We start from the raw sequence: 18,416 nt of genomic DNA on the forward strand, positions 1-18,416 counted from the left end.
GGTCGCTTCAGTTTTTCTGGTACACGGTGACGACGCAGGCACCGCCAAGACCGAGGTTGTGCTGCACGGCGATGCGCGCGTTCGGCACCTGGCGCTGTTCGGCGGTGCCGCGCAGTTGGTGGGTCAGCTCGTAGCACTGGGCCAGGCCGGTGGCGCCCAGCGGGTGACCCTTGGAGAGCAGGCCGCCGGAGGGGTTGGTTACCCACTTGCCGCCGTAGGTGTTGTCGCCGTCGTTGACCAGTTGCTCGGCGCCGCCTTCAGCGCACAAGCCGAGGCCTTCGTAGGTCAGCAGCTCGTTCTGTGCGAAGCAGTCGTGCAGCTCGATCACGTCGATGTCTTGTGGACCGATGCCCGCCTGGTTGTAGGCGATGTCCGCTGCCATGCGCGTCATGTCGAAACCAACCACGCGGATCATGTCCTTGGCGTCGTAGGTGCTCGGCAGGTCGGTGGTCAGGGCCTGGCCGGCCATCAGCACGTCGGTGCGCAGGCCATGCTTTTTCGCGAAAGCCTCCGACACCACGATGCTCGCAGCGGCGCCACAGGTTGGCGGGCAGGCCATCAGGCGGGTCAGCACGCCTTCCCACAACATTGGCGCAGCCAGGACTTCTTGCGGGGTGACTACGTTGCGGAATACGGCCAGCGGGTTGTTGGCGGCATGGCGGCTGGCCTTGGCGCGGATTTTGGCGAAGGTTTCCAGCCGGGTGCCGTACTTCTGCATGTGCGCGTGACCGGCACCGGCGAACTGGCGGATGGCGGTCGGCAGGTCGGGCATGCCCACCAGTTCGTTGGTCAGCTTGAGGGCGCGCTCAGTGGCCGGGGCGCGGTCGGTCCAGGCGGACTTCAATGCGCCCGGATTCATCTGTTCGAAGCCGAATGCCAGGGCGCAGTCCACCGCACCGCTGGCCACGGCCTGCCGGGCCAGGAACAGCGCGCTGGAGCCGGTGGCGCAGTTGTTGTTGACGTTGATCAGAGGGATGCCGGTCATGCCCACGCGGTACAGGGCTTTCTGGCCGCAGGTGGAGTCGCCGTAGACGTAGCCGGCGTAGGCCTGCTGGATGTCACTGAAGTCCAGCCCGCAATCGGCCAGGGCCAGGCGAATCGCCTGTTCACCCATGATGTCGTAGGGCTCGTTGGTCCCCGGTTTCTTGAACTGGATCATGCCGACGCCAGCAACGAACACTTTATTGCTCATCGTTGTTTTCCTTGTTGTTTGAGAGGTTCAGAGCTTGCGCGCGATCATTTCGCGCATGACTTCACTGGTACCGCCGTAGATGCGGTTGACGCGCATGTCGACGAACGCGCGGGCAATCGGGTACTCCATCATGTAGCCGTAGCCGCCGTGCAGCTGGACCATGTCGTCGATGCATTTCCACAGGGTTTCGGTGGTGTGGAGCTTGGCGATGGCGGCTTCTTCGAGGGTCAGCCGGCGGCGCATGTGTTCGCCCAGGTAGTAGTCGACCATCACCCGCAGGGCGGTGGCCTGGGCCTTGATGTCGGCGAGTTTGAATTTGCTGTTCTGGAAGTCCCACACGGTCTGGTTGAAGGCCTTGCGGTCTTTCACATACTCGATGGTCTGCTCCAGCAGGCGCTCAAGCTTGGCGGCGGCGGACACGGCGATGGAGAAACGCTCTTGCGGCAGCTCACCCATCAGGTAGCTGAAGCCCAGGCCTTCCTCGCCCAGACGGTTGCCCACCGGCACGCGGACGTTGTCGAAGAACAGTTCGGCGGTGTCCTGGGCGTGCTGGCCGACCTTTTCCAGCTTGCGGCCATGCTTGAAACCGGCGCGGCCGGTTTCCACGGCAATCAGGCTGATGCCCTTGGCGCCAGCGGCCGGGTCGGTTTTGCACACGACGATCACCAGGTCGGCGGTCAGGCCGTTGCTGATGAAGGTCTTGCTGCCATTGATCACGTACTCGTCGCCATCGCGCACGGCGGTGGTGCGCACGGCCTTGAGGTCGCTGCCGGTACCGGGTTCGGTCATGGCGATGGCGAGGATGATTTCGCCTGCGCAGATGCCCGGCAGCCATTTCTGTTTCTGTTCTTCGTTGCCGCAACGGTTGATGTAGGGGGCGATCACGTCGGAGTGCATGCCGAAGTAGGCGCCGCTCACGCCAGCCCGGGCGAACTCTTCGTTGAACACCGCGCAGTGGCCGAAATCGCCGCCGCCACCACCGTATTCAGTGGGCAGGGTGATGCCGAGCAGGCCTTCGCGGCCGGCCTTGAGCCAGGTTTCCCGGTCGACCTGACCGGCCTTGTCCCAGGCGGCCTGGCGCGGCAGGCATTCACGCTCGAAAAAACGGCGCACGGTGGTGCGGAACATCTCATGGTCGTCGCGGAAAACGGTTCGGGCGATGTGCACGCAAGACTCCTCAAAAATGCCAGGCCGGCCATAGGCCGAGCGCTTACGCAAGGCGCGAACTGCGCCTGTGATCTGAGGGTTACGATAGGTGGGGGGGCGCGAGTGAACGCCACCCGAGGTGGGTGGCGGTTAAAAAATCACTGAAGACAACACAATCCCTGTGGGAGCGGGCTTGCCCGCGAAGAGGCCAGCAAATTCAACATCTGTGTTGACTGACACACCGCCTTCGCGGGCAAGCCCGCTCCCACAGGTTTCTCTATTGGCAGTTAGTGAGTACCAGTGCCTGGATCACCCTGCGATTCCAGATCCCGCACCCGCGCCACCGCTTCATCGCGGCTGCTGACGCCGAGCTTGCTGTAGATATGGCTCAGGTGCCATTTCACGGTTTCCGGGGACAGCCCCAGGGCGCGGGCGATTTTCTTGTTGGGCAGGGCCTGGGCCAGCAGTCGAACCACTTCGATCTCCCGTTCGCTCAAGGGCTCGATCCCGGCCGCCAGCGGTTTGCTGGTTGCCGCCGTGGCGGGCTTGGTTTTCGAGACCGCAGGCGCTGTGGCCCCGGCGGCCTGCAAGCGTTCGACATAAAACGCCAGCACCGGGTCCAGGACTTCCCGGCTGGTGATATCGCAGATCAGTTTCAACCCGTCCGGATGGGCGTCGATGAGGCTGCGCACCAGGCCGAAGCGTTGCCCTCGGCGCAGCGCCTCCATGACCTTGTCCCGCGCCTGCTCATGGTGACCCCGTTCGGACTCGATCACGGCACTGAGCACCATCAGGCGTACCGCTCCAAGTTGGCGGCGGTGCCTTTCACAGGTTTGGATCAGCTGCTCTATGCGTGCGAAGGCGCCGTCCAGGTCGCCCTGCGCCAGTTGCCAGCGAGCGCGGGCGTTCTCGGCCAGGATGTGGATTTCCTTGAGTGCCGTGTGCCCGGCGTCCGGGTGGCGCGCGTCGATGGCATCCAGGCGCGCCAGCTTGGCCTGGGCTTGTGCGGTTTCCCCGAGTGTCAGCAACCAGCGCACCTGCCAGGTCAGGCAGTAGGCTTGCAGGCGCTCCAGGCCGAGTTTGATCGCGTACTCATCAAGGCGCTCGACGAACGCCAGGGCCTCCTGATGGTTACCCGCCAGCCATTGCACATTCCACAGCACTTGCAGCACACGCAGCACGGAATCGGGAATCGAGATCCGTTCGAGAATGTCGATCCAGCCCGAGAGCATCTTGAACGCGGCGTCGAGGTCGTTGGTTTCGTACAGCACTTCGCCAAGCAGCGCAGCGGAGAGATAAGTCGCGTCGGCACCGCCCTTGCCGCATTGGCCGGCTTCATGCAACACATCGCGGTAAACCCGTTCCGCCTGGGTCATCTGGCCTTCAAGGGCCAGGCTCAAGCCGATCAGGCAACGACCCTGAAGGCTGCCCGCCGTGGTCCCCAACAGAGGCTGGCCATTGATCAGCAGGTTCGGCCGGTCGAGTTGCACCTGCCGGGCCTTTTCGTATTCACCGCGGTGCATGTACAGCCAGGACAGGATGTTGGCACAGGAGCCGATGGCCACGCTGTTGCTGCCCGCAGGCGGGTTGAGCAATTGCGGCAGGACCGTCATGGCCGCATCGGTGTCATCCCGCTGCAGGGCCAAAGAGGCGCGCAGCAGCGAGATCATGAAGCGGTCATGGACTTCGCTCTCGGGAACGTCGCGAAACAGTTGTTCGAGGCTGGCGGTGCAGGCCACGAAGTCCCTGGCATACAGCTGCATCCGCGTCTTGAGAATGCGCAGCTTGACTCGGGCCTGTACCTGTTCGACCGGCAACAGCCGCACCAACTCGATCAACATGCGCAGGTCGCCATGGGCGTACAGCGCCTCGCAGTGTTGTTCCACCAGATCGGCGGCGGCCGACGGGTCGCCGCCCATGACCGCATGGTGCACCGCTTCATCCAGGTGATTGTGCTCGCGGAACCAGTTCCATGCGCGAACGTGCACCGCTTGCTGCTCGGCGTGGCTTCGCGAGTCGAAATACTTGAGCAGGGTTTCGCGCAGCAATGGGTGCAGGCGATACCAGGTTTCGCGCTCGGTGCTGTCCACCGGAATCAGGAACAGGTTGTCCCGCTCCAGCCGCGTCAGCAGCGCGTTCGCCTCGGCAACCACCTGCGGGTGACCGCTCAAGGCCGCGCACAACGAGGCGCAGAAACGGTTGCACACGGCCATGAGCAGCAACAGGTCCAGGTCGGTCGGTGACAGGTGGGACAACACTTCGACTTCGAAAAACCTGGCGAAGGCTTGATCGTCCCGTAGCTGCGCTTGCACCGACGTTGCCTCTGTGGCGGCAGGCGGGCGATTCTTTTTGCGGCTGACGGCAAGCAGTTGCAGGCCGGCGACCCAGCCATCGGTCAGGTCATGCATCATCCGGGCGTCCCGGGCGCTGATCTCGCCCAACTGCGCCTTTAGGAACTGTTCGGATTCGGCGGCGGTGAAACGCAAGTCCCGCAGGTTCAGCTCCAGCACCAGTTCCTGGCTGCGCAACCGCGCCAGGGACAGCGGCACGACGCTGCGCGATACCAGCGCCAGGTGCAGGTTGGCCGGGGCGTAGTCGATCAGCCATTGCAGGGCCTGATGAATGCCCACGTCTGTCAGGTGGTGCAGGTCGTCGAGTACCAGCACCAGCTCACGGCCACGGCTGGCAATGCTGCGCACCAGAGTGATGACAGTGCGTTCCACGGCTTCGCTGTCGATGCCGCGACCTTCCAGTTGAGTCGCTTCGCGCACGAGCGTCGGGTCGATCTGGCCGAGGCTCGCCAACAGATAGTCAAGAAAGCGCGCCAGTTCGTTGTCATCGGCCGACAGCGTCAGCCACGCCACATCGAACCCCAGCGGCAACAGCGCCTGGCGCCAGGCAATCAGGGTCGAAGTCTTGCCACACCCGGCCGGCCCCTTGAGCACGATGCAACGCAGGCGGCGGGCCTTGAGCATTTGCTCCTGCAGGCGCTCGCGGGAAATCAGGCGCCCCGCGCTGCGCGGCGGAGTCAGTTTGGTACTGACGATCGGGGACTGAACCGGATTGAAGACCTGGCTGGCATGGGTGTCCGATGCATTGGACTTGCGGTGTTTATCCATGGGGCTGTCCGATTCTTTTTTGTTTTGTGAGTGCGCCGAATCTCATCGAGTGTAACCCAGACCATGGGCGGGATGACCCTGTCTTTGGCGGCCACCACCCGATGCGGGTGGTGGTCGGTGGGGCCGGGATTGATCTACTGGATGGCACAACAATAGGAGTGCTGCTGGCGCTCCAGAAGAATCACGGAGCGTTGGCGATGGGCGTACTGAGCGGCATTCGGGTGGTGGAGTTTGAGGCAATCGGGCCGGCGCCGTTTGGCACCATGCTGTTGGCCGACATGGGCGCCGACGTGGTGCGTATCGACCGGCCGCAGAAGGCCAGTGACCTGGGGCCGAAGCTTGAGGGCAAGCGCGCGGACATCACCGGGCGCAACCGCCGTTCGGTCACCCTCGACCTGAAGCACCCCGACAGTGTCGCCGTCGCGCTGGAATTGATTGAGCGCGCCGACGTGGTGATCGAAGGGTTTCGCCCCGGCACGATGGAGCGCCTGGGCCTCGGCCCGGAAGTCGCGCTACAGAGCAATCCGCGCCTGGTCTACGCCCGTATGACCGGCTGGGGCCAGACCGGCCCGATGGCCGACCGCGCCGGCCATGACCTGAACTACATCGCCTTGTCGGGTGTGCTGTCGAGTATTGGTGCCGCCGGCGGTCGGCCGGTGCCGCCGCTAAACCTGGTGGGTGACTACGGCGGTGGCGGCATGTTGCTGGCGCTGGGCGTGCTCGCGGCGCTGGTCAATGTGCAGCGCGGCGGCGCCGGGCAGGTGGTCGATGCGGCGATGACCGAAGGTGCGGCGCAGCTGGGCTCGGTGATCTGGGGCCTGCTGGCCGGTGGTCACTGGAAAGAACAGCGCGGCAGCAACCTGCTCGATGGCGGTGCGCCCTGGTACGACACCTATGAAACCGGTGACGGCCAGTACATGGCGATCGGGCCGATTGAATCGCGCTTCTATGGGCAGATGCTGGACATTCTCGGACTCTCCAACGCAGACCTGCCCAGCCAGCACGACCGGGCGGGTTGGCCACAGCTGCGTGAGGCATTCACCGCTGCGTTCCTCGGCCGTACCCGCAAGCAGTGGGAAGAGGCCTTCGAAGGCAGCGACGCCTGCGTTGCGCCGGTGCTCGGGCTCGCCGAAGCGGCCAGGCACCCACACGGCATTGCCCGTGGCAGCTTCATCGAGGTCGACGGGGTGGTGCAACCGGTCCCGGCTCCGCGTTTCCTCGGCACGCCATCGGCGCAACCGCAACCGGCGCCCGAGCGTGGAGAGCATGGCGGCGCAGCACTGCGCGACTGGGGCTTCGACACCGCGGCCATCGAGCGCTTGCGTGAACTGGGCCTGGGTTTTGGCGCCTGAAAAACAACATGAAGAATCGCGCAGCGCAGGAGTTACACCATGGCCATTCAGTTCAAGATCATCGATCACGTGGCACTCATCACGCTCGATGCGCAACAGTCGAACAACGCGCTGACCGTCAGCGACCTGATGCACCTGCGCAAGACCCTGGGTGCCTGCCAGGATGACGAGCAGGTGCGGGTGATCGTCCTGACCGGTGCCGGCGAGCGCGCGTTTTGCAGCGGAGCAAGCCACAAGGAGTCGTTGCTGGCGGCATCCGGTTTTGTTGCCGGCAACCTCAAAAGCCGCGAAACCGAAGCCGAGGAGGGCGGCTACAGCCGGCTGTTCGACCTCAGTGACCTGGACATCTGGAAACCGGTGATTGCCGCCATCAATGGTGCCTGCCTGGGTGGCGGTCTCGAGCTGGCGCTGCAATGCGATCTGCGCATTGCCTCGGCCAGCGCCACGTTCGGCTTGCCTGAGGTGTGCGACGCGACCATTCCGGCGGCCGGTGGCGTGCAGTACTTGCTGCGCGCAATTCCAGCGGCCCATGCCATGAAAATGGCGCTGACCGGGGAATCGATCAACGCCGGGCAGGCCTTGGACATCGGTTTGATCATCGAGCTGTTGCCCAGGGACCGTCTGCTGCCAGCGGCGCTGGACCTGGCCGAGCGCATTGCCGCCAACGGCCCGCTCGCGGTGCAGTCGATCAAGCGCCTGGCCTTGCAGAGCGCCCATCTCGCACCCCGGGACTTCGTCACCCAGGCCCATCTGCACTGGGGCTTGCTGCGCGACAGCGAAGATCACGCCGAAGGGCGCATGGCACAGGTCGAGCAGCGTTCGCCGAAATACACCGGTACCTGATCCCCAGAGTCGCGTTCGTTACCTGACAACAATAATTCACAGGAGAACCTCATGTATCTGACCCAAGGCCTGCACCGCGTGCTGCAGCAACGTCCCCATGCCGTGGCGACGGTCTTTCGCGACCGCCGCCGCACCTATGCCGAACTGGCCGACCGGGTGGCTCGCCTGGCCGGGGCCTTGCAGCAACTGGGGATGCAGACCGGCGATCGCGTCGGTCTGCTGGGCCTGAACTCCGACCGGTTCCTTGAGTATTTCCTGGCGACCTGGTGGGGCGGTGGCGTGGTCAACCCGGTGAACATTCGCTGGAGCGTGCCGGAAATCGTCTATTCGCTGGACGACTGCGACACCCGCATCCTGCTGATCGACGACACCTTCCTGCCCCTGGCCGAAGGCATTGCCGGCAGCGCCAGGGTGCGGCCGTTGCTGATCCACATCGGCGACGGGCCGTTGCCAGAAGGCATGCTGTCCTACGAGCAACTGATTCGTGAAGCCACGCCCGTGGGCGACGCGTTTCGCGGCGGCGATGACCTGGCGAGCATCATGTACACCGGCGGCACCACCGGCCGACCGAAAGGCGTGATGCAGTCGCACATGAACCTGTGGACCGCTGCCGTGGCCCGCGCCGCCGACGTACCGGTGCCGGCGGACGCCTTGACCCTGCACATCGCGCCGATGTTCCACCTGGCGGCGCTGTCGCGGGTGATCCTGATTTCGCTGCTGGGGCTGCCGAGCATTTTCGTTCCGGCCTTCGATGCCCTGGACGTGATGCGCACCATCGAGCGCGAGCGCATCACCGATATTTTGATCGTGCCGACCATGCTTCAGGCGCTGATCATGCACCCCGATTTCGCCAGGCATGACCTGAGCTGCCTGCGCAGCCTCACTTACGGCGCTTCACCGATTGCCGTGCCCTTGCTGGAAATGGCGCTCAAGGCCTTGCCGAATGTCGAGTTCACCCAAGGCTACGGCATGACCGAAGCGGCGCCGCCGATCTCTGCCAACGGCCCGGAAAACCACAGCGCCGAAGGCATCGCGAATGGTCGCCTGCGCTCGGCCGGGCGGCCGGGACTGGGGGTCACGGTGCGCATCGTCGACGAAAATGACAACGAAGTGCCCTGCGGCACCGTCGGCGAAGTGGTGGTGCGCGGCCCGAACATCATGCTCGGCTACTGGAACAACCCCGAGGAAACCGCCAAGGCCTTGCGCGGCGGCTGGATGCACACCGGCGACGGTGCCTACATGGACGCCGATGGCTTCATCTACATCGTCGACCGCTTCAAGGACATGATCGTCAGCGGTGGCGAGAATGTGTATTCCGGCGAAGTGGAAAGCGCCATCGCCAGTCACCCGGCCGTCGCCGCCTGCGCAGTGATCGGCATTCCCTGCGCGCAGTGGGGCGAAGCGGTGCACGCGGTGGTGGTGCTCAAGCCGGACAACGAGGTTGCAAGCGCCCAGATCATTGAACACTGCCGTCGGCAGATTGCCGGCTACAAGACCCCGAAATCCGTGGAGTTCCGTGCTGCACTGCCGTTGTCCGGTGCGGGCAAGGTGCTCAAGCGCGATCTGCGTGAACCGTTCTGGCGCGGCACGGATCGGGGCGTGAGCTGACAGCATGTACATGACCCAATGCCTGCAACGCACGCTGCAACAGAACCCGGACCACATCGCGACTATCCATGGCGAGCGTCGCCACACCTACCGTGAATTTGGCGAACGGGTCGCTCGCCTGGCGGGCGCCTTGCAGAATCTCGGCATGGCGGCCGGTGACCGGGTCGGCATGCTGGCGCTGAACTCCGACCGCTACCTGGAATACATCATGGGCGTGTGGTGGGGCGGCGGGGTGCTCAATCCGGTGAACATCCGCTGGAGCGTGCCGGAGATCGTCTATTCGCTGGACGATTGCAGTACTGGCATCCTCATCGTCGATGAGCACTTCGTAGCGCTGGCCGAAGGCATTTGTGCCAGGGCCCGTCGTGCGCCGCTGTTGATTTATGCGGGTGACGGTGACGTGCCGGCCGGCATGTCGGGTTTCGAGCAATTGATTGCCCAGACTGCGCCAGTGCAAGACGCCGGGCGGGGCGGTGAAGACCTTGCCTGCATCATGTACACCGGCGGCACCACCGGGTTTCCCAAGGGTGTCATGCAGTCGCACCTGAACCTGTGGTCGGCGTGCATGCCTCGCATGGTGGACATGCCGCCGATCCACGGCGGCCTGTTGATGCATGTCGCGCCGTTGTTCCATGTCGCCGGCATGGCCCGTGCACTGATTCAGTTTCTGGCCGGTGAAAGCCATGTGCTGGTGTCGAGTTTCGACCCCTTGCAGGCCTTGCAGATGATTGAGCACGAACGGGTCACCGAGACGTTGCTGGTGCCGACCATGATCCTTGCGCTGTTGGCTCATCCTGACTTTGACAAGTATGACCTGGGCAGCCTGAAACGCCTGACCTACGGCGCTTCACCCAGCGCCGGGGATATGGTCGGGCAAGTGCTGGCCAGACTGCCGGACATCGAACTTTCACATTCCTACGGACTGACCGAGGCCTGCCCGGTGGTGTCCAGCAATCTGCCGTGCAATCACACGCCAGAGGCGCGCATCAGCGGCCTTTCACGCTCGGTAGGGCGTGGCGGCCTGGGCGTTAACGTGAAGATTGTCGATCCGCAGGGCCAGGAGGTGCCCCGCGGCACGGTGGGCGAGATCATTGTGCGCGGACCGAACATCATGCAGGGCTACTGGAACAAGCCCGAGGAAACCGCCAGGGCGTTGCGCGACGGGTGGCTGTACACCGGCGACGCGGCGTGGATGGACGAGCAGGGTTACCTGTTCATCGTCGACCGCTTGAAGGACATGATCGTCAGCGGTGGGGAAAACGTTTACTCGGCGGAAGTCGAAAACATACTGTCGCGACACCCGGCCGTGGCGATGTGCGCGGTGATCGGTGTTCCCCATGAGCAGTGGGGCGAGGCGGTTCACGCGGTGGTGGTGTGCAAGCCCGGTGCCCAGGCCGATGAGGAGCAATTGCGGCTGTTTTGTCGTGAATTCATCGCCGGCTACAAGTGCCCCAAGAGCGTGGAGTTCCGCGACGAGCTGCCACTGTCGGCGGCGGGCAAAGTCCTCAAGCGCGAACTGCGCAAGTAACCACACCACAAAACTTTGTAGGAGCGAGCCTGCTCGCGATAGCGGAGTGTCAGACGACGGATGTGTTGAATGTGACGCCGCCATCGCGAGCAGGCTCGCTCCTACAGGGGGGTGTGTTGCCTGCCTGATTTTCGTTGTTCAAATCCCCCGCAATCCGCTACCCGATCCGGGTGGCTTCATCACCCACCCCCCGCCAATACAGTGGACCCACGAACCAGGCGCGTGCCTGCCTGGCAACCCACTGGAGATCCCGATGCACATCAACCGTACCGTCTACCGTGAAGACCACGAAATGCTGCGTGAAACCGCGCGGCGTTTCTTCGAGCGTGAATGCCTGCCCAAGCAGGCGCAGTGGGACGAGGCCGGGCAGGTCGACCGGGAAACCTGGCTCAAGGCGGGCCGCCATAACCTGTTGTGCCTCACCGTGCCCACCGAATACGGCGGTGGCGGTGGCGACTTCGGTCACTCGGCGGTACTGATCGAAGAGCTGTACCGTGCCGGTGTCTCGGGCTGGAGCCTGGGCGTGCATTCCGACATCGTCGCGCCCTACATCGTGCGCCTGGGCACTGAAGAGCAGAAGCAGCAATGGCTGCCGAAAATCTGCTCCGGCGAAACCGTGCTGGCGGTGGCCATGACCGAACCGGGCACCGGCTCCGACCTCAAGGCCATTCGCACCACCGCCGTGCGTGACGGTGACGAGTGGGTGATCAACGGCAGCAAGACCTTCATCAGCAACGGCCTGACTTGCGACATGGTCGTGGTGGTGTGCAAGACCGACCCGAGTGCGGGCGCCAAGGGTTGCAGCCTGATCATGGTCGAGTGCAATCGCGAGGGTTTCCGTCGTGGCCGCAAGCTGGAGAAGGTCGGCCAGCACGCTGCCGACACCGCCGAGTTGTTCTTCGACGACGTGCGCGTGCCGGTGGGCAACCTGCTCGGTGAAGAAAACAAAGGCTTCATGCACCTGATGGAAGAGTTGCCGCAGGAACGTCTGGTGATCGCCCTGTACTGCGCCGCCAAGCTCGAACGCCTGCTGGAGCAGACCGTCGAGTACGTCAAGGACCGCAAGGCCTTCAACCAGACCGTGTGGGACTTCCAGAACACCAAATTCAAGCTGGCCGACATCAAGGCCAAGGCCACCGCCGTGCGCCTGACCATCGACCACTACATCGCCGAACACATGCGCCGTCGCCTGACCGTGCAGGAGTCGGCCATCGCCAAGCTGTACGCCACCGAGACGCTTTGGCAGTGCATCGACGACATGGTCCAGCTGCACGGCGGCTACGGCTACATGCTCGAGTACCCGATTGCCCGTGCCTTCGTCGACATGCGCGTGACGCGCATCTTTGGTGGCACCAGTGAAGTGCTGCGTGAGCTGATCGCTCGCCAGTTGTGATCCTTCCCCCTCATTTTCAGGTGACACCATGAGCGAAAAAGTCCTGGTTGCCGGCGTCGGCATGATCCCGTTCCGCAAGCCCAGCGAAAGCCCGACCTATGTGCAGATGGGCTCCGAAGCGATACGCCTGGCCCTGGCTGATGCGGGCATCGACTACAAACTGGTGCAAGAAGCCTATGCCGGTTATGTCTACGGCGACTCCACCTGCGGCCAGACCGTGCTGTACGAAGTGGGCATGACCGGGATTCCGGTGGTCAACGTCAACAACAACTGCTCCACCGGTTCCACCGCGCTGTTCCTGGCGCGCAAGGCCATCGAGTCCGGTTCGGCCGATTGCGTATTGGCGGTGGGGTTCGAGCAGATGCAGGCCGGCGCATTGAAATCCCACTGGGACGACCGCCCACCAACCCGCGAGCGCTTCCTGCCGATCCTGTGCGGTCTCACCGCCGATATGGATGGCATGCCCCAGGCCATCCGTACCTTCGGTGGTGCCGGGCGCGAGTACATGCACAAATACGGCACCAAAATGGAAACCTTCGCCGCCGTGCGCGCCAAGGCCAGCCGTCATGCCGCCAACAACCCGCTCGCATTGTTTCGCAAGGTGCTCAGCGTCGAAGACGTGATGAACGACCCGGTAATTCTGCCAGGCGTCTTGACGCGCCTGATGGCCTGCCCGCCAACCTGCGGCGGTGCCGCGGCGATCCTGGTGTCCGAGCGTTTTGCGAAAAAGCATGGCCTGCGCCGCGATGTGGAAATCGTCGCCCAGGCGATGACCACCGACACCCCGGAGTCCTTCAATTTCGAAAAGCCGTCGCTGCTCGACTGGGTCGGTACCCACATGACCCACGCCGCCGTGAGCCAGGTCTACGAGAAGGCCGGTGTCGGCCCGCAGGACATCGATATCTGCGAGCTGCATGACTGCTTCGCCCAGAACGAAGTGATCTGCTACGAATCCCTGGGTTTCTGCCCCGAGGGCGGAGCCGAGAAGTTCGTCATGGACGGCGACAACACCTATGGCGGACAGATCGTCATCAACCCGTCCGGCGGCCTGCTTTCCAAGGGCCATCCCTTGGGCGCGACCGGTCTGGCGCAGTGCTACGAGCTGACCCGACAATTGCGCGGCAACGCCGATCAGCGTCAGGTCGACGGTGCACGTCTGGCCATGGCCCATAACCTCGGGCTGGGCGGTGCATGCGTGGTGACGCTGTACGGCAAAGTCAGTGGAGGTGCCCAGTGAGCAGCTTGCTCGACGCCTTTCGCCTGACCGCGCTACCGCCACACGCCGAGGCCTTTCGTGCCGAGGTCAAAGGATTTCTGGCCGAGCATCTGCCGAGCGTCCCGGCGGATGTGCGGGCCCGCAGCTGGACCGGTTTCGACGCCGGTTTCAGTCGCCAACTGGCGCAACGTGGCTGGGTCGGCCTGACCTTGCCGGCCGCTTATGGCGGTGCCGGGCTGGATGCATTCAGTCGCTTTGTGCTGGTCGAGGAGCTGCTGTCGGCCGGTGCTCCGGTGGCGGCACACTGGATCGCCGACCGCCAGAGCGGGCCGTTGATCCTGAAATTCGGCAACGACGCGCAGAAGGATTTTTTCCTGCCGCGCATCTGCGCCGGCAAGGCGTTTTTCTGCATCGGTATGAGCGAACCGAACTCGGGGTCGGACCTGGCCAGCGTGCGCAGCCGCGCCACCCGCTGCCCTGAAGGCTGGCGCCTGAGCGGTCGCAAGATCTGGACCACCAACGCCCATCACGCCGACTACATGATCGCTCTTGTGCGCACCAGTGGTTCGCCCGAGGACCGTCACAACGGGCTGTCGCAATTCATCATCGACCTCAGGCAGCCGGGCATCAGCGTGCGTCCCATTGTCGACCTGGCGGGCGACGCGCATTTCTCCGAAGTGGCCTTCGACGACGTCTTGCTTGGTGAGGACGCGTTGGTGGGCGAGGAGGGCAGCGGCTGGAAGCAGGTGAATGCCGAACTCGCGTTCGAGCGCAGCGGGCCGGAACGTTTCTACTCCAGCGTGGTGTTGCTCGATCTGTGGGCCGACACCTTGCGCCGTCACGGCGCCACTGCACAGGAATCCGCGTTGCTCGGCAGTTTCCTCACGCAGTTGACCTGCCTGCGCAATCTCTCGCTGGCGCTGACGGCGTTGCTCGCCCGGGGCGAAAGCCCGGTGGTCGAAGCCGCGTTGGTCAAGGACATCGGCACTGAATTCGAACAGGCGATCCCGTCAGCGATTGCCTCGGCGATCAGCGCCCATCCGGATGTACCCGTCGATGAGGAGCTGTACCGCACGGTCGCCTACCTGAACCAGGTCGCGCCGACTTTCTCGTTGCGCGGCGGCACCCGGGAAATCCTGCGCGGCATGATCGCCCGCGGCCTTGGCCTGCGCTGATGCACTTCGAATAGGAAAAACTTCATGTTCACTGAAGCCATTGAAAAGATCCTCAGCGACTTTTGCACGCCGGCACTGGTCCGTGCTGTGGAAGGCGGAGACAGCGCCGCAACGCTGTGGAGTGCCCTGGAAGACAGCGGCTTTCTCGAATTGCTGACGCCAGAAGTCGCCGGTGGCGCGGGACTTGCGCTGAATGCACTGCTGCCGATTTTTGTCGCCTTCGGTCGCTGCGCGCTGCCGGTCCCGGCGGCGCAAAGCATTGCCGCCCGCGCTCTGCTGCGTGACGGTCCGATCACGCCTCCGACCGGCATGGTGACCCTGGCCGGCACAGCCTGTCGCCAGCCCGATGGCCTGTTGTGTGTGCCGCGTGTGGCGTTTGGTTTGTTGGCTGATTTCGCCCTGGTCAACCTGGAAGGCGAGTTGCTGCTGCTCGATTGCAGCCTCGCCCGGCGCGAGTCCACGGGCGTTCACGGCAGTCAATGCGCCACCTTGTACTGGCCGCAGGCTTCACTCGGCAGCGCAATCGGCCATAACGGCGAAGAAGTACGAGTGTTCAACGCCGCCATTCACGCCGCCACCATCGCCGGGGCCATGGAGCAGGTTCTCGCCATGACGCTGGAGTACTGCAACGACCGGGTGCAGTTCGGCAAGGCCATCGGCAAATTCCAGGCCGTGCAGCATCAACTCAGCGTGATGGCCGAGCAAGTGGCCGCCGCGCGCATCGCCGCTGAACTGGCGTTTGCCGGCGATTTGCAGGTGCCGGACCTGATGGCGACGGCCATTGCCAAAGCGCGGACCAGCATGGCCGTGCCTCAAGTCACTGCCATCGCCCACGCACTCTTCGGCGCCATCGGCGTGACCGAAGAACTGGACTTGCAACTGTTCACCCGGCGCTTGCACGAGTGGCGCATCAGCGACGGCTCGGAAACCTGGTGGAACGGCATCGTCGGCCAGGCCTTTCTCGAACAACCGGATACCTGCGCCAGCCATTTCGTGCGTCACGTCACCCTGTCCCCATCGGCCTGAGGATCATTCATGAGCGCGTTTTTGAAATACGAACAGGAAGGTCATGTCGTCACCCTGACGATGAATGACCCCGAGCGACGCAACGCGCTGACCGGCAACAGCGCCGTGCCGGAATTCCTCGAAGCCATTGAGCGAATCGAACGCGACAGCAGTGTGCGTGCAGTGATCATCACCGGCGCCGGCACGGCGTTCTGCTCCGGTGGCAACGTGCGCGACATGGATCGCTACGCGCAGATGTCGGGCATGCAATTGCGTCAGGAATATCGCACCGGCATTCAGCGCTTGCCCTTGGCATTGTTCAATCTGGAAGTACCGGTGATTGCCGCAGTCAACGGCGCGGCCATCGGCGCGGGGCTGGATCTGGCGTGCATGTGCGACATCCGCGTGGCGTCGGAGCACGCGAAGTTTGCCGAGAGCTTCGTCAAGCTGGGGATCATCCCTGGCGACGGCGGTGCCTGGTTGCTGCCACGCATCATCGGTTTGTCCCGCGCTACCGAACTGACCCTGACCGGGCAAATGATCGACGCTCGCCAGGCCGAGCAATGGAACCTGGTGTCCCGGGTTGTTCCCGCCGAGCAGTTGCTGGATGCGGCGCGGGACATCGCCGCGTCGATTGCCGCTAACCCGCCTCACGCCGTGCGCCTGGCCAAGCGTTTGTTGCGCGAGGCGTTGCACACCCGACTCGACACGCTGCTGGAAATGTCGGCGACGTTCCAGGTGCTGTCGCACCAGACCGCCGATCACCGCGAAGCCGTGGCGGCGTTTATCGACAAGCGAACACCGACTTTTACCGGGTGAGTGTCACCGAGCGTAACGCACGGTGAGAGTTGTTCAAACCGGGTTGTTACGCGGCACAAAACCCCATCAATAACGCTGTTTCAAATCACCCGTTCGGGTGTGAGACCCCCAACGGAGCGCCGCTAGCATGGGCGCTCCAACACTTAATCCTTAACCGGAGAAACCGCATGACAACAAAAACAATGCGCGGAGTCTTCCAGCCGAGTCTGCTGGCCGTCGCTGTGATGGTTGCCACTTGCGCGAGCAATCAGGCTCACGCTGTGGCTTTCAATATCGGGGAAATTCAGGGCAGTTTCGATTCGTCGCTGTCGATTGGCGCGAGCTGGTCGGCAGCTGATCCAGACAAGCAATTCATTTCCAACTTCAACTCCCAGGGTGTCACCGGCGGCAAGTCTGCGTCCCGGACCACCGACGACAACCGCCTGAACTTCAAGAAGGGTGAAACCTTCTCGAAGATCTTCAAGGGCGTGCATGACCTGGAGCTCAAGTACGGCGACAGCGGCGCCTTCGTGCGCGGCAAATACTGGTACGACTTCGAGCTGATGGACGAGAGCCGTCCGTTCTATGACATCGACGACTCGGGGCGTGACCGTGCGGCCAAGTCGTCCGGCGCGATGTTCCTCGACAGCTTCGTCTACCACAACTACTCGATTGGCGATCAGGTCGGCAACGTGCGCCTGGGCAAGCAAGTGGTGAGCTGGGGCGAGAGTACCTTCATCGGCAACTCGATCAACAGCATCAACCCGATTGACGTCGCCGCGCTGCGTCGTCCCGGTGCCGAAGTGAAGGAGGGCCTGATCCCGGTCAACCTGCTCTATGTGTCCCAGGGCCTGGCCGACAACATCACCGCCGAAGGGTTTTACCAGCTGCAATGGGACAAGTCGGTGGTCGACAACTGCGGCACGTTCTTCGGCAATGACGGCGTGCCGCAAGGCTGTGATGACCGCCTGGTGATCGCCGGTCTCGACCTGCCACCGGGTGTCGCGAAGAACACTGGCGGTTTGGCTGCCATTGCTGCCGGCACCGACGACGCGTTCATCCCGCGCCTGAAGGACAACGATGCCCGCGACGGTGGCCAGTATGGCCTGGCGCTGCGCTGGTATGTGCCGGAAGCCAACGACACCGAGTTCGGTGCCTACGCGATGAATTACCACAGCCGCAACCCGTTCCTGAGCATCACTCAGATGAGCAACCCGGCCGGTGGCGTGACCTCGGCGCGCAGTGCGCGTTACTTCATCGATTATCCGGAAGACATTCGTCTGTATGGCTTGAGCTTCCAGACCAACGTCGCCGGCGTATCGCTCGGTGGCGAACTCAGCTACCGGCCAAACATGCCGCTGCAGCTGAACACCGCTGACCTGTTGTCCGCCGCGACCTTCGGCGCGACGTCACCGCTGATCACCACCGGTTTCGCCGGACGCACCCTGGGGGCCGAGGTCAACGGCTACAAGCGCATGCCGGTGACCCAGGCGCAGGTGACTGCCACGCAGTTCTTCGATCAGGTCTTCGGCGCCAGTCGCCTGACCCTGGTGGGCGAGGTGGGTTACAACAAGATCAACGGCCTGGGCAAGGCGGACGGTACGGACTTGCGCTTCGGTCGCAGCCCGGCCTTCGGTTCCGGCGAACTGCCGGGCGCAGCGGGAGCGGCCACTTGCCGTGGGACCGCAGCGGGCCTGCCCAACGCCAGCAACCCGGCGCAGGAGTGCAACAACGATGGCTTCTACACCAGCAGCAGCTGGGGTTATCGCCTGCGCGGCAAGCTCGATTACCCGAACGTGATCGCCGGTATCAACCTGTCGCCGAACCTTGCCTGGTCTCACGACGTGCAGGGTTTCGGCCCGAACTTCGATGAAGGCTCCAAGGCCGTGAGCCTCGGTGTCGACGCCGACTACCAGAACACCTACACCGCCAGCCTGAGTTACACCAACTACTTCGGTGGCGATTTCAACACCAACGTCGACCGCGACTACGCCGCGCTGAGCTTCGGCGTGAATTTCTGATGCAACCCTGCCAGAGGAAA

General features: G+C 63.6%; 13 protein-coding genes. 10 read left to right on the forward strand and 3 right to left on the reverse strand.

Features of this window, described 5'->3' with window-relative positions:
• Positions 1 to 7: 7 nt before the first annotated feature.
• The 3 genes from KGB07_RS19205 to KGB07_RS19215 form a co-directional block, all read right to left on the reverse strand.
• Positions 8 to 1,192 carry a lipid-transfer protein gene (locus KGB07_RS19205; RefSeq protein WP_223466267.1) on the reverse strand — a complete coding sequence of 395 codons (1,185 nt, stop codon included), beginning with the start codon at positions 1,190 to 1,192 and terminating at the stop codon, positions 8 to 10.
• 27 nt (positions 1,193 to 1,219) lie between these two features.
• Positions 1,220 to 2,320 carry an acyl-CoA dehydrogenase family protein gene (locus tag KGB07_RS19210; protein ID WP_223466283.1) on the reverse strand — a complete coding sequence of 367 codons (1,101 nt, stop codon included), beginning with the start codon at positions 2,318 to 2,320 and terminating at the stop codon, positions 1,220 to 1,222.
• Positions 2,321 to 2,625: 305 nt separating this feature from the next.
• The gene (locus KGB07_RS19215) at positions 2,626 to 5,457 is read right to left on the reverse strand and encodes a LuxR C-terminal-related transcriptional regulator (protein WP_223466268.1); all 2,832 of its coding nucleotides are present in this window, start codon (positions 5,455 to 5,457) and stop codon (positions 2,626 to 2,628) included.
• Positions 5,458 to 5,654: 197 nt separating this feature from the next.
• Here KGB07_RS19215 and KGB07_RS19220 point away from each other — a divergent pair, with 197 nt between their 5' ends.
• From KGB07_RS19220 to KGB07_RS19265, 10 genes are all read left to right on the forward strand, one after another.
• Entirely contained in the window at positions 5,655 to 6,809 is a 1,155-nt protein-coding gene (locus KGB07_RS19220) for a CaiB/BaiF CoA transferase family protein (protein WP_223466269.1), read from the forward strand.
• A gap of 39 nt (positions 6,810 to 6,848) precedes the next feature.
• Entirely contained in the window at positions 6,849 to 7,652 is an 804-nt protein-coding gene (locus KGB07_RS19225; protein WP_223466271.1) for an enoyl-CoA hydratase/isomerase family protein, read from the forward strand.
• 51 nt (positions 7,653 to 7,703) lie between these two features.
• Positions 7,704 to 9,260, forward strand: a complete 1,557-nt coding sequence (locus KGB07_RS19230; protein WP_223466272.1) for an acyl-CoA synthetase — start codon at positions 7,704 to 7,706, stop codon at positions 9,258 to 9,260.
• 4 nt (positions 9,261 to 9,264) lie between these two features.
• Positions 9,265 to 10,788 carry a long-chain-fatty-acid--CoA ligase gene (locus tag KGB07_RS19235; protein ID WP_223466273.1) on the forward strand — a complete coding sequence of 508 codons (1,524 nt, stop codon included), beginning with the start codon at positions 9,265 to 9,267 and terminating at the stop codon, positions 10,786 to 10,788.
• A 253-nt stretch (positions 10,789 to 11,041) separates the two neighbouring features.
• Positions 11,042 to 12,181: an acyl-CoA dehydrogenase family protein gene (locus tag KGB07_RS19240; RefSeq protein WP_046040411.1), complete on the forward strand. Its 1,140-nt coding sequence runs from the start codon at positions 11,042 to 11,044 to the stop codon at positions 12,179 to 12,181.
• 28 nt (positions 12,182 to 12,209) lie between these two features.
• Entirely contained in the window at positions 12,210 to 13,418 is a 1,209-nt protein-coding gene (locus tag KGB07_RS19245) for a lipid-transfer protein (protein ID WP_223466274.1), read from the forward strand.
• On the forward strand, positions 13,415 to 14,572 hold the full coding sequence (locus KGB07_RS19250; protein ID WP_046040413.1) for an acyl-CoA dehydrogenase family protein: 1,158 nt from the start codon (positions 13,415 to 13,417) through the stop codon (positions 14,570 to 14,572). The genes KGB07_RS19245 and KGB07_RS19250 overlap by 4 nt, the downstream gene beginning before the upstream one ends.
• A gap of 24 nt (positions 14,573 to 14,596) precedes the next feature.
• On the forward strand, positions 14,597 to 15,598 hold the full coding sequence (locus tag KGB07_RS19255) for an acyl-CoA dehydrogenase family protein (protein ID WP_223466275.1): 1,002 nt from the start codon (positions 14,597 to 14,599) through the stop codon (positions 15,596 to 15,598).
• Between the two features lie 9 nt (positions 15,599 to 15,607).
• Positions 15,608 to 16,396, forward strand: coding sequence for a crotonase/enoyl-CoA hydratase family protein (locus tag KGB07_RS19260; RefSeq protein WP_223466276.1), 789 nt, complete (start codon positions 15,608 to 15,610; stop codon positions 16,394 to 16,396).
• A gap of 167 nt (positions 16,397 to 16,563) precedes the next feature.
• Positions 16,564 to 18,396: a DUF1302 domain-containing protein gene (locus tag KGB07_RS19265; protein WP_046040416.1), complete on the forward strand. Its 1,833-nt coding sequence runs from the start codon at positions 16,564 to 16,566 to the stop codon at positions 18,394 to 18,396.
• Positions 18,397 to 18,416 lie beyond the last annotated feature (20 nt).

The organism is Pseudomonas sp. GL-RE-26, from assembly GCF_019956275.1.
Classification (GTDB): Bacteria; Pseudomonadota; Gammaproteobacteria; order Pseudomonadales; family Pseudomonadaceae; genus Aquipseudomonas; species Aquipseudomonas grandcourensis.

What these genes read in the sequence shown, in the direction of transcription:
- KGB07_RS19240 (WP_046040411.1), top strand. Translation starts at nt 11,042, where the DNA reads ATGCACATCAACCGTACCGTCTACCGTGAAGACCACGAAATGCTGCGT.
- KGB07_RS19265 (WP_046040416.1), top strand. Translation starts at nt 16,564, where the DNA reads ATGACAACAAAAACAATGCGCGGAGTCTTCCAGCCGAGTCTGCTGGCC.
- KGB07_RS19255 (WP_223466275.1), top strand. Translation starts at nt 14,597, where the DNA reads ATGTTCACTGAAGCCATTGAAAAGATCCTCAGCGACTTTTGCACGCCG.
- KGB07_RS19205 (WP_223466267.1), bottom strand. Translation starts at nt 1,192, where the DNA reads ATGAGCAATAAAGTGTTCGTTGCTGGCGTCGGCATGATCCAGTTCAAG.
- KGB07_RS19235 (WP_223466273.1), top strand. Translation starts at nt 9,265, where the DNA reads ATGTACATGACCCAATGCCTGCAACGCACGCTGCAACAGAACCCGGAC.
- KGB07_RS19225 (WP_223466271.1), top strand. Translation starts at nt 6,849, where the DNA reads ATGGCCATTCAGTTCAAGATCATCGATCACGTGGCACTCATCACGCTC.
- KGB07_RS19230 (WP_223466272.1), top strand. Translation starts at nt 7,704, where the DNA reads ATGTATCTGACCCAAGGCCTGCACCGCGTGCTGCAGCAACGTCCCCAT.
- KGB07_RS19215 (WP_223466268.1), bottom strand. Translation starts at nt 5,457, where the DNA reads ATGGATAAACACCGCAAGTCCAATGCATCGGACACCCATGCCAGCCAG.
- KGB07_RS19210 (WP_223466283.1), bottom strand. Translation starts at nt 2,320, where the DNA reads ATGTTCCGCACCACCGTGCGCCGTTTTTTCGAGCGTGAATGCCTGCCG.
- KGB07_RS19245 (WP_223466274.1), top strand. Translation starts at nt 12,210, where the DNA reads ATGAGCGAAAAAGTCCTGGTTGCCGGCGTCGGCATGATCCCGTTCCGC.
- KGB07_RS19220 (WP_223466269.1), top strand. Translation starts at nt 5,655, where the DNA reads ATGGGCGTACTGAGCGGCATTCGGGTGGTGGAGTTTGAGGCAATCGGG.
- KGB07_RS19260 (WP_223466276.1), top strand. Translation starts at nt 15,608, where the DNA reads ATGAGCGCGTTTTTGAAATACGAACAGGAAGGTCATGTCGTCACCCTG.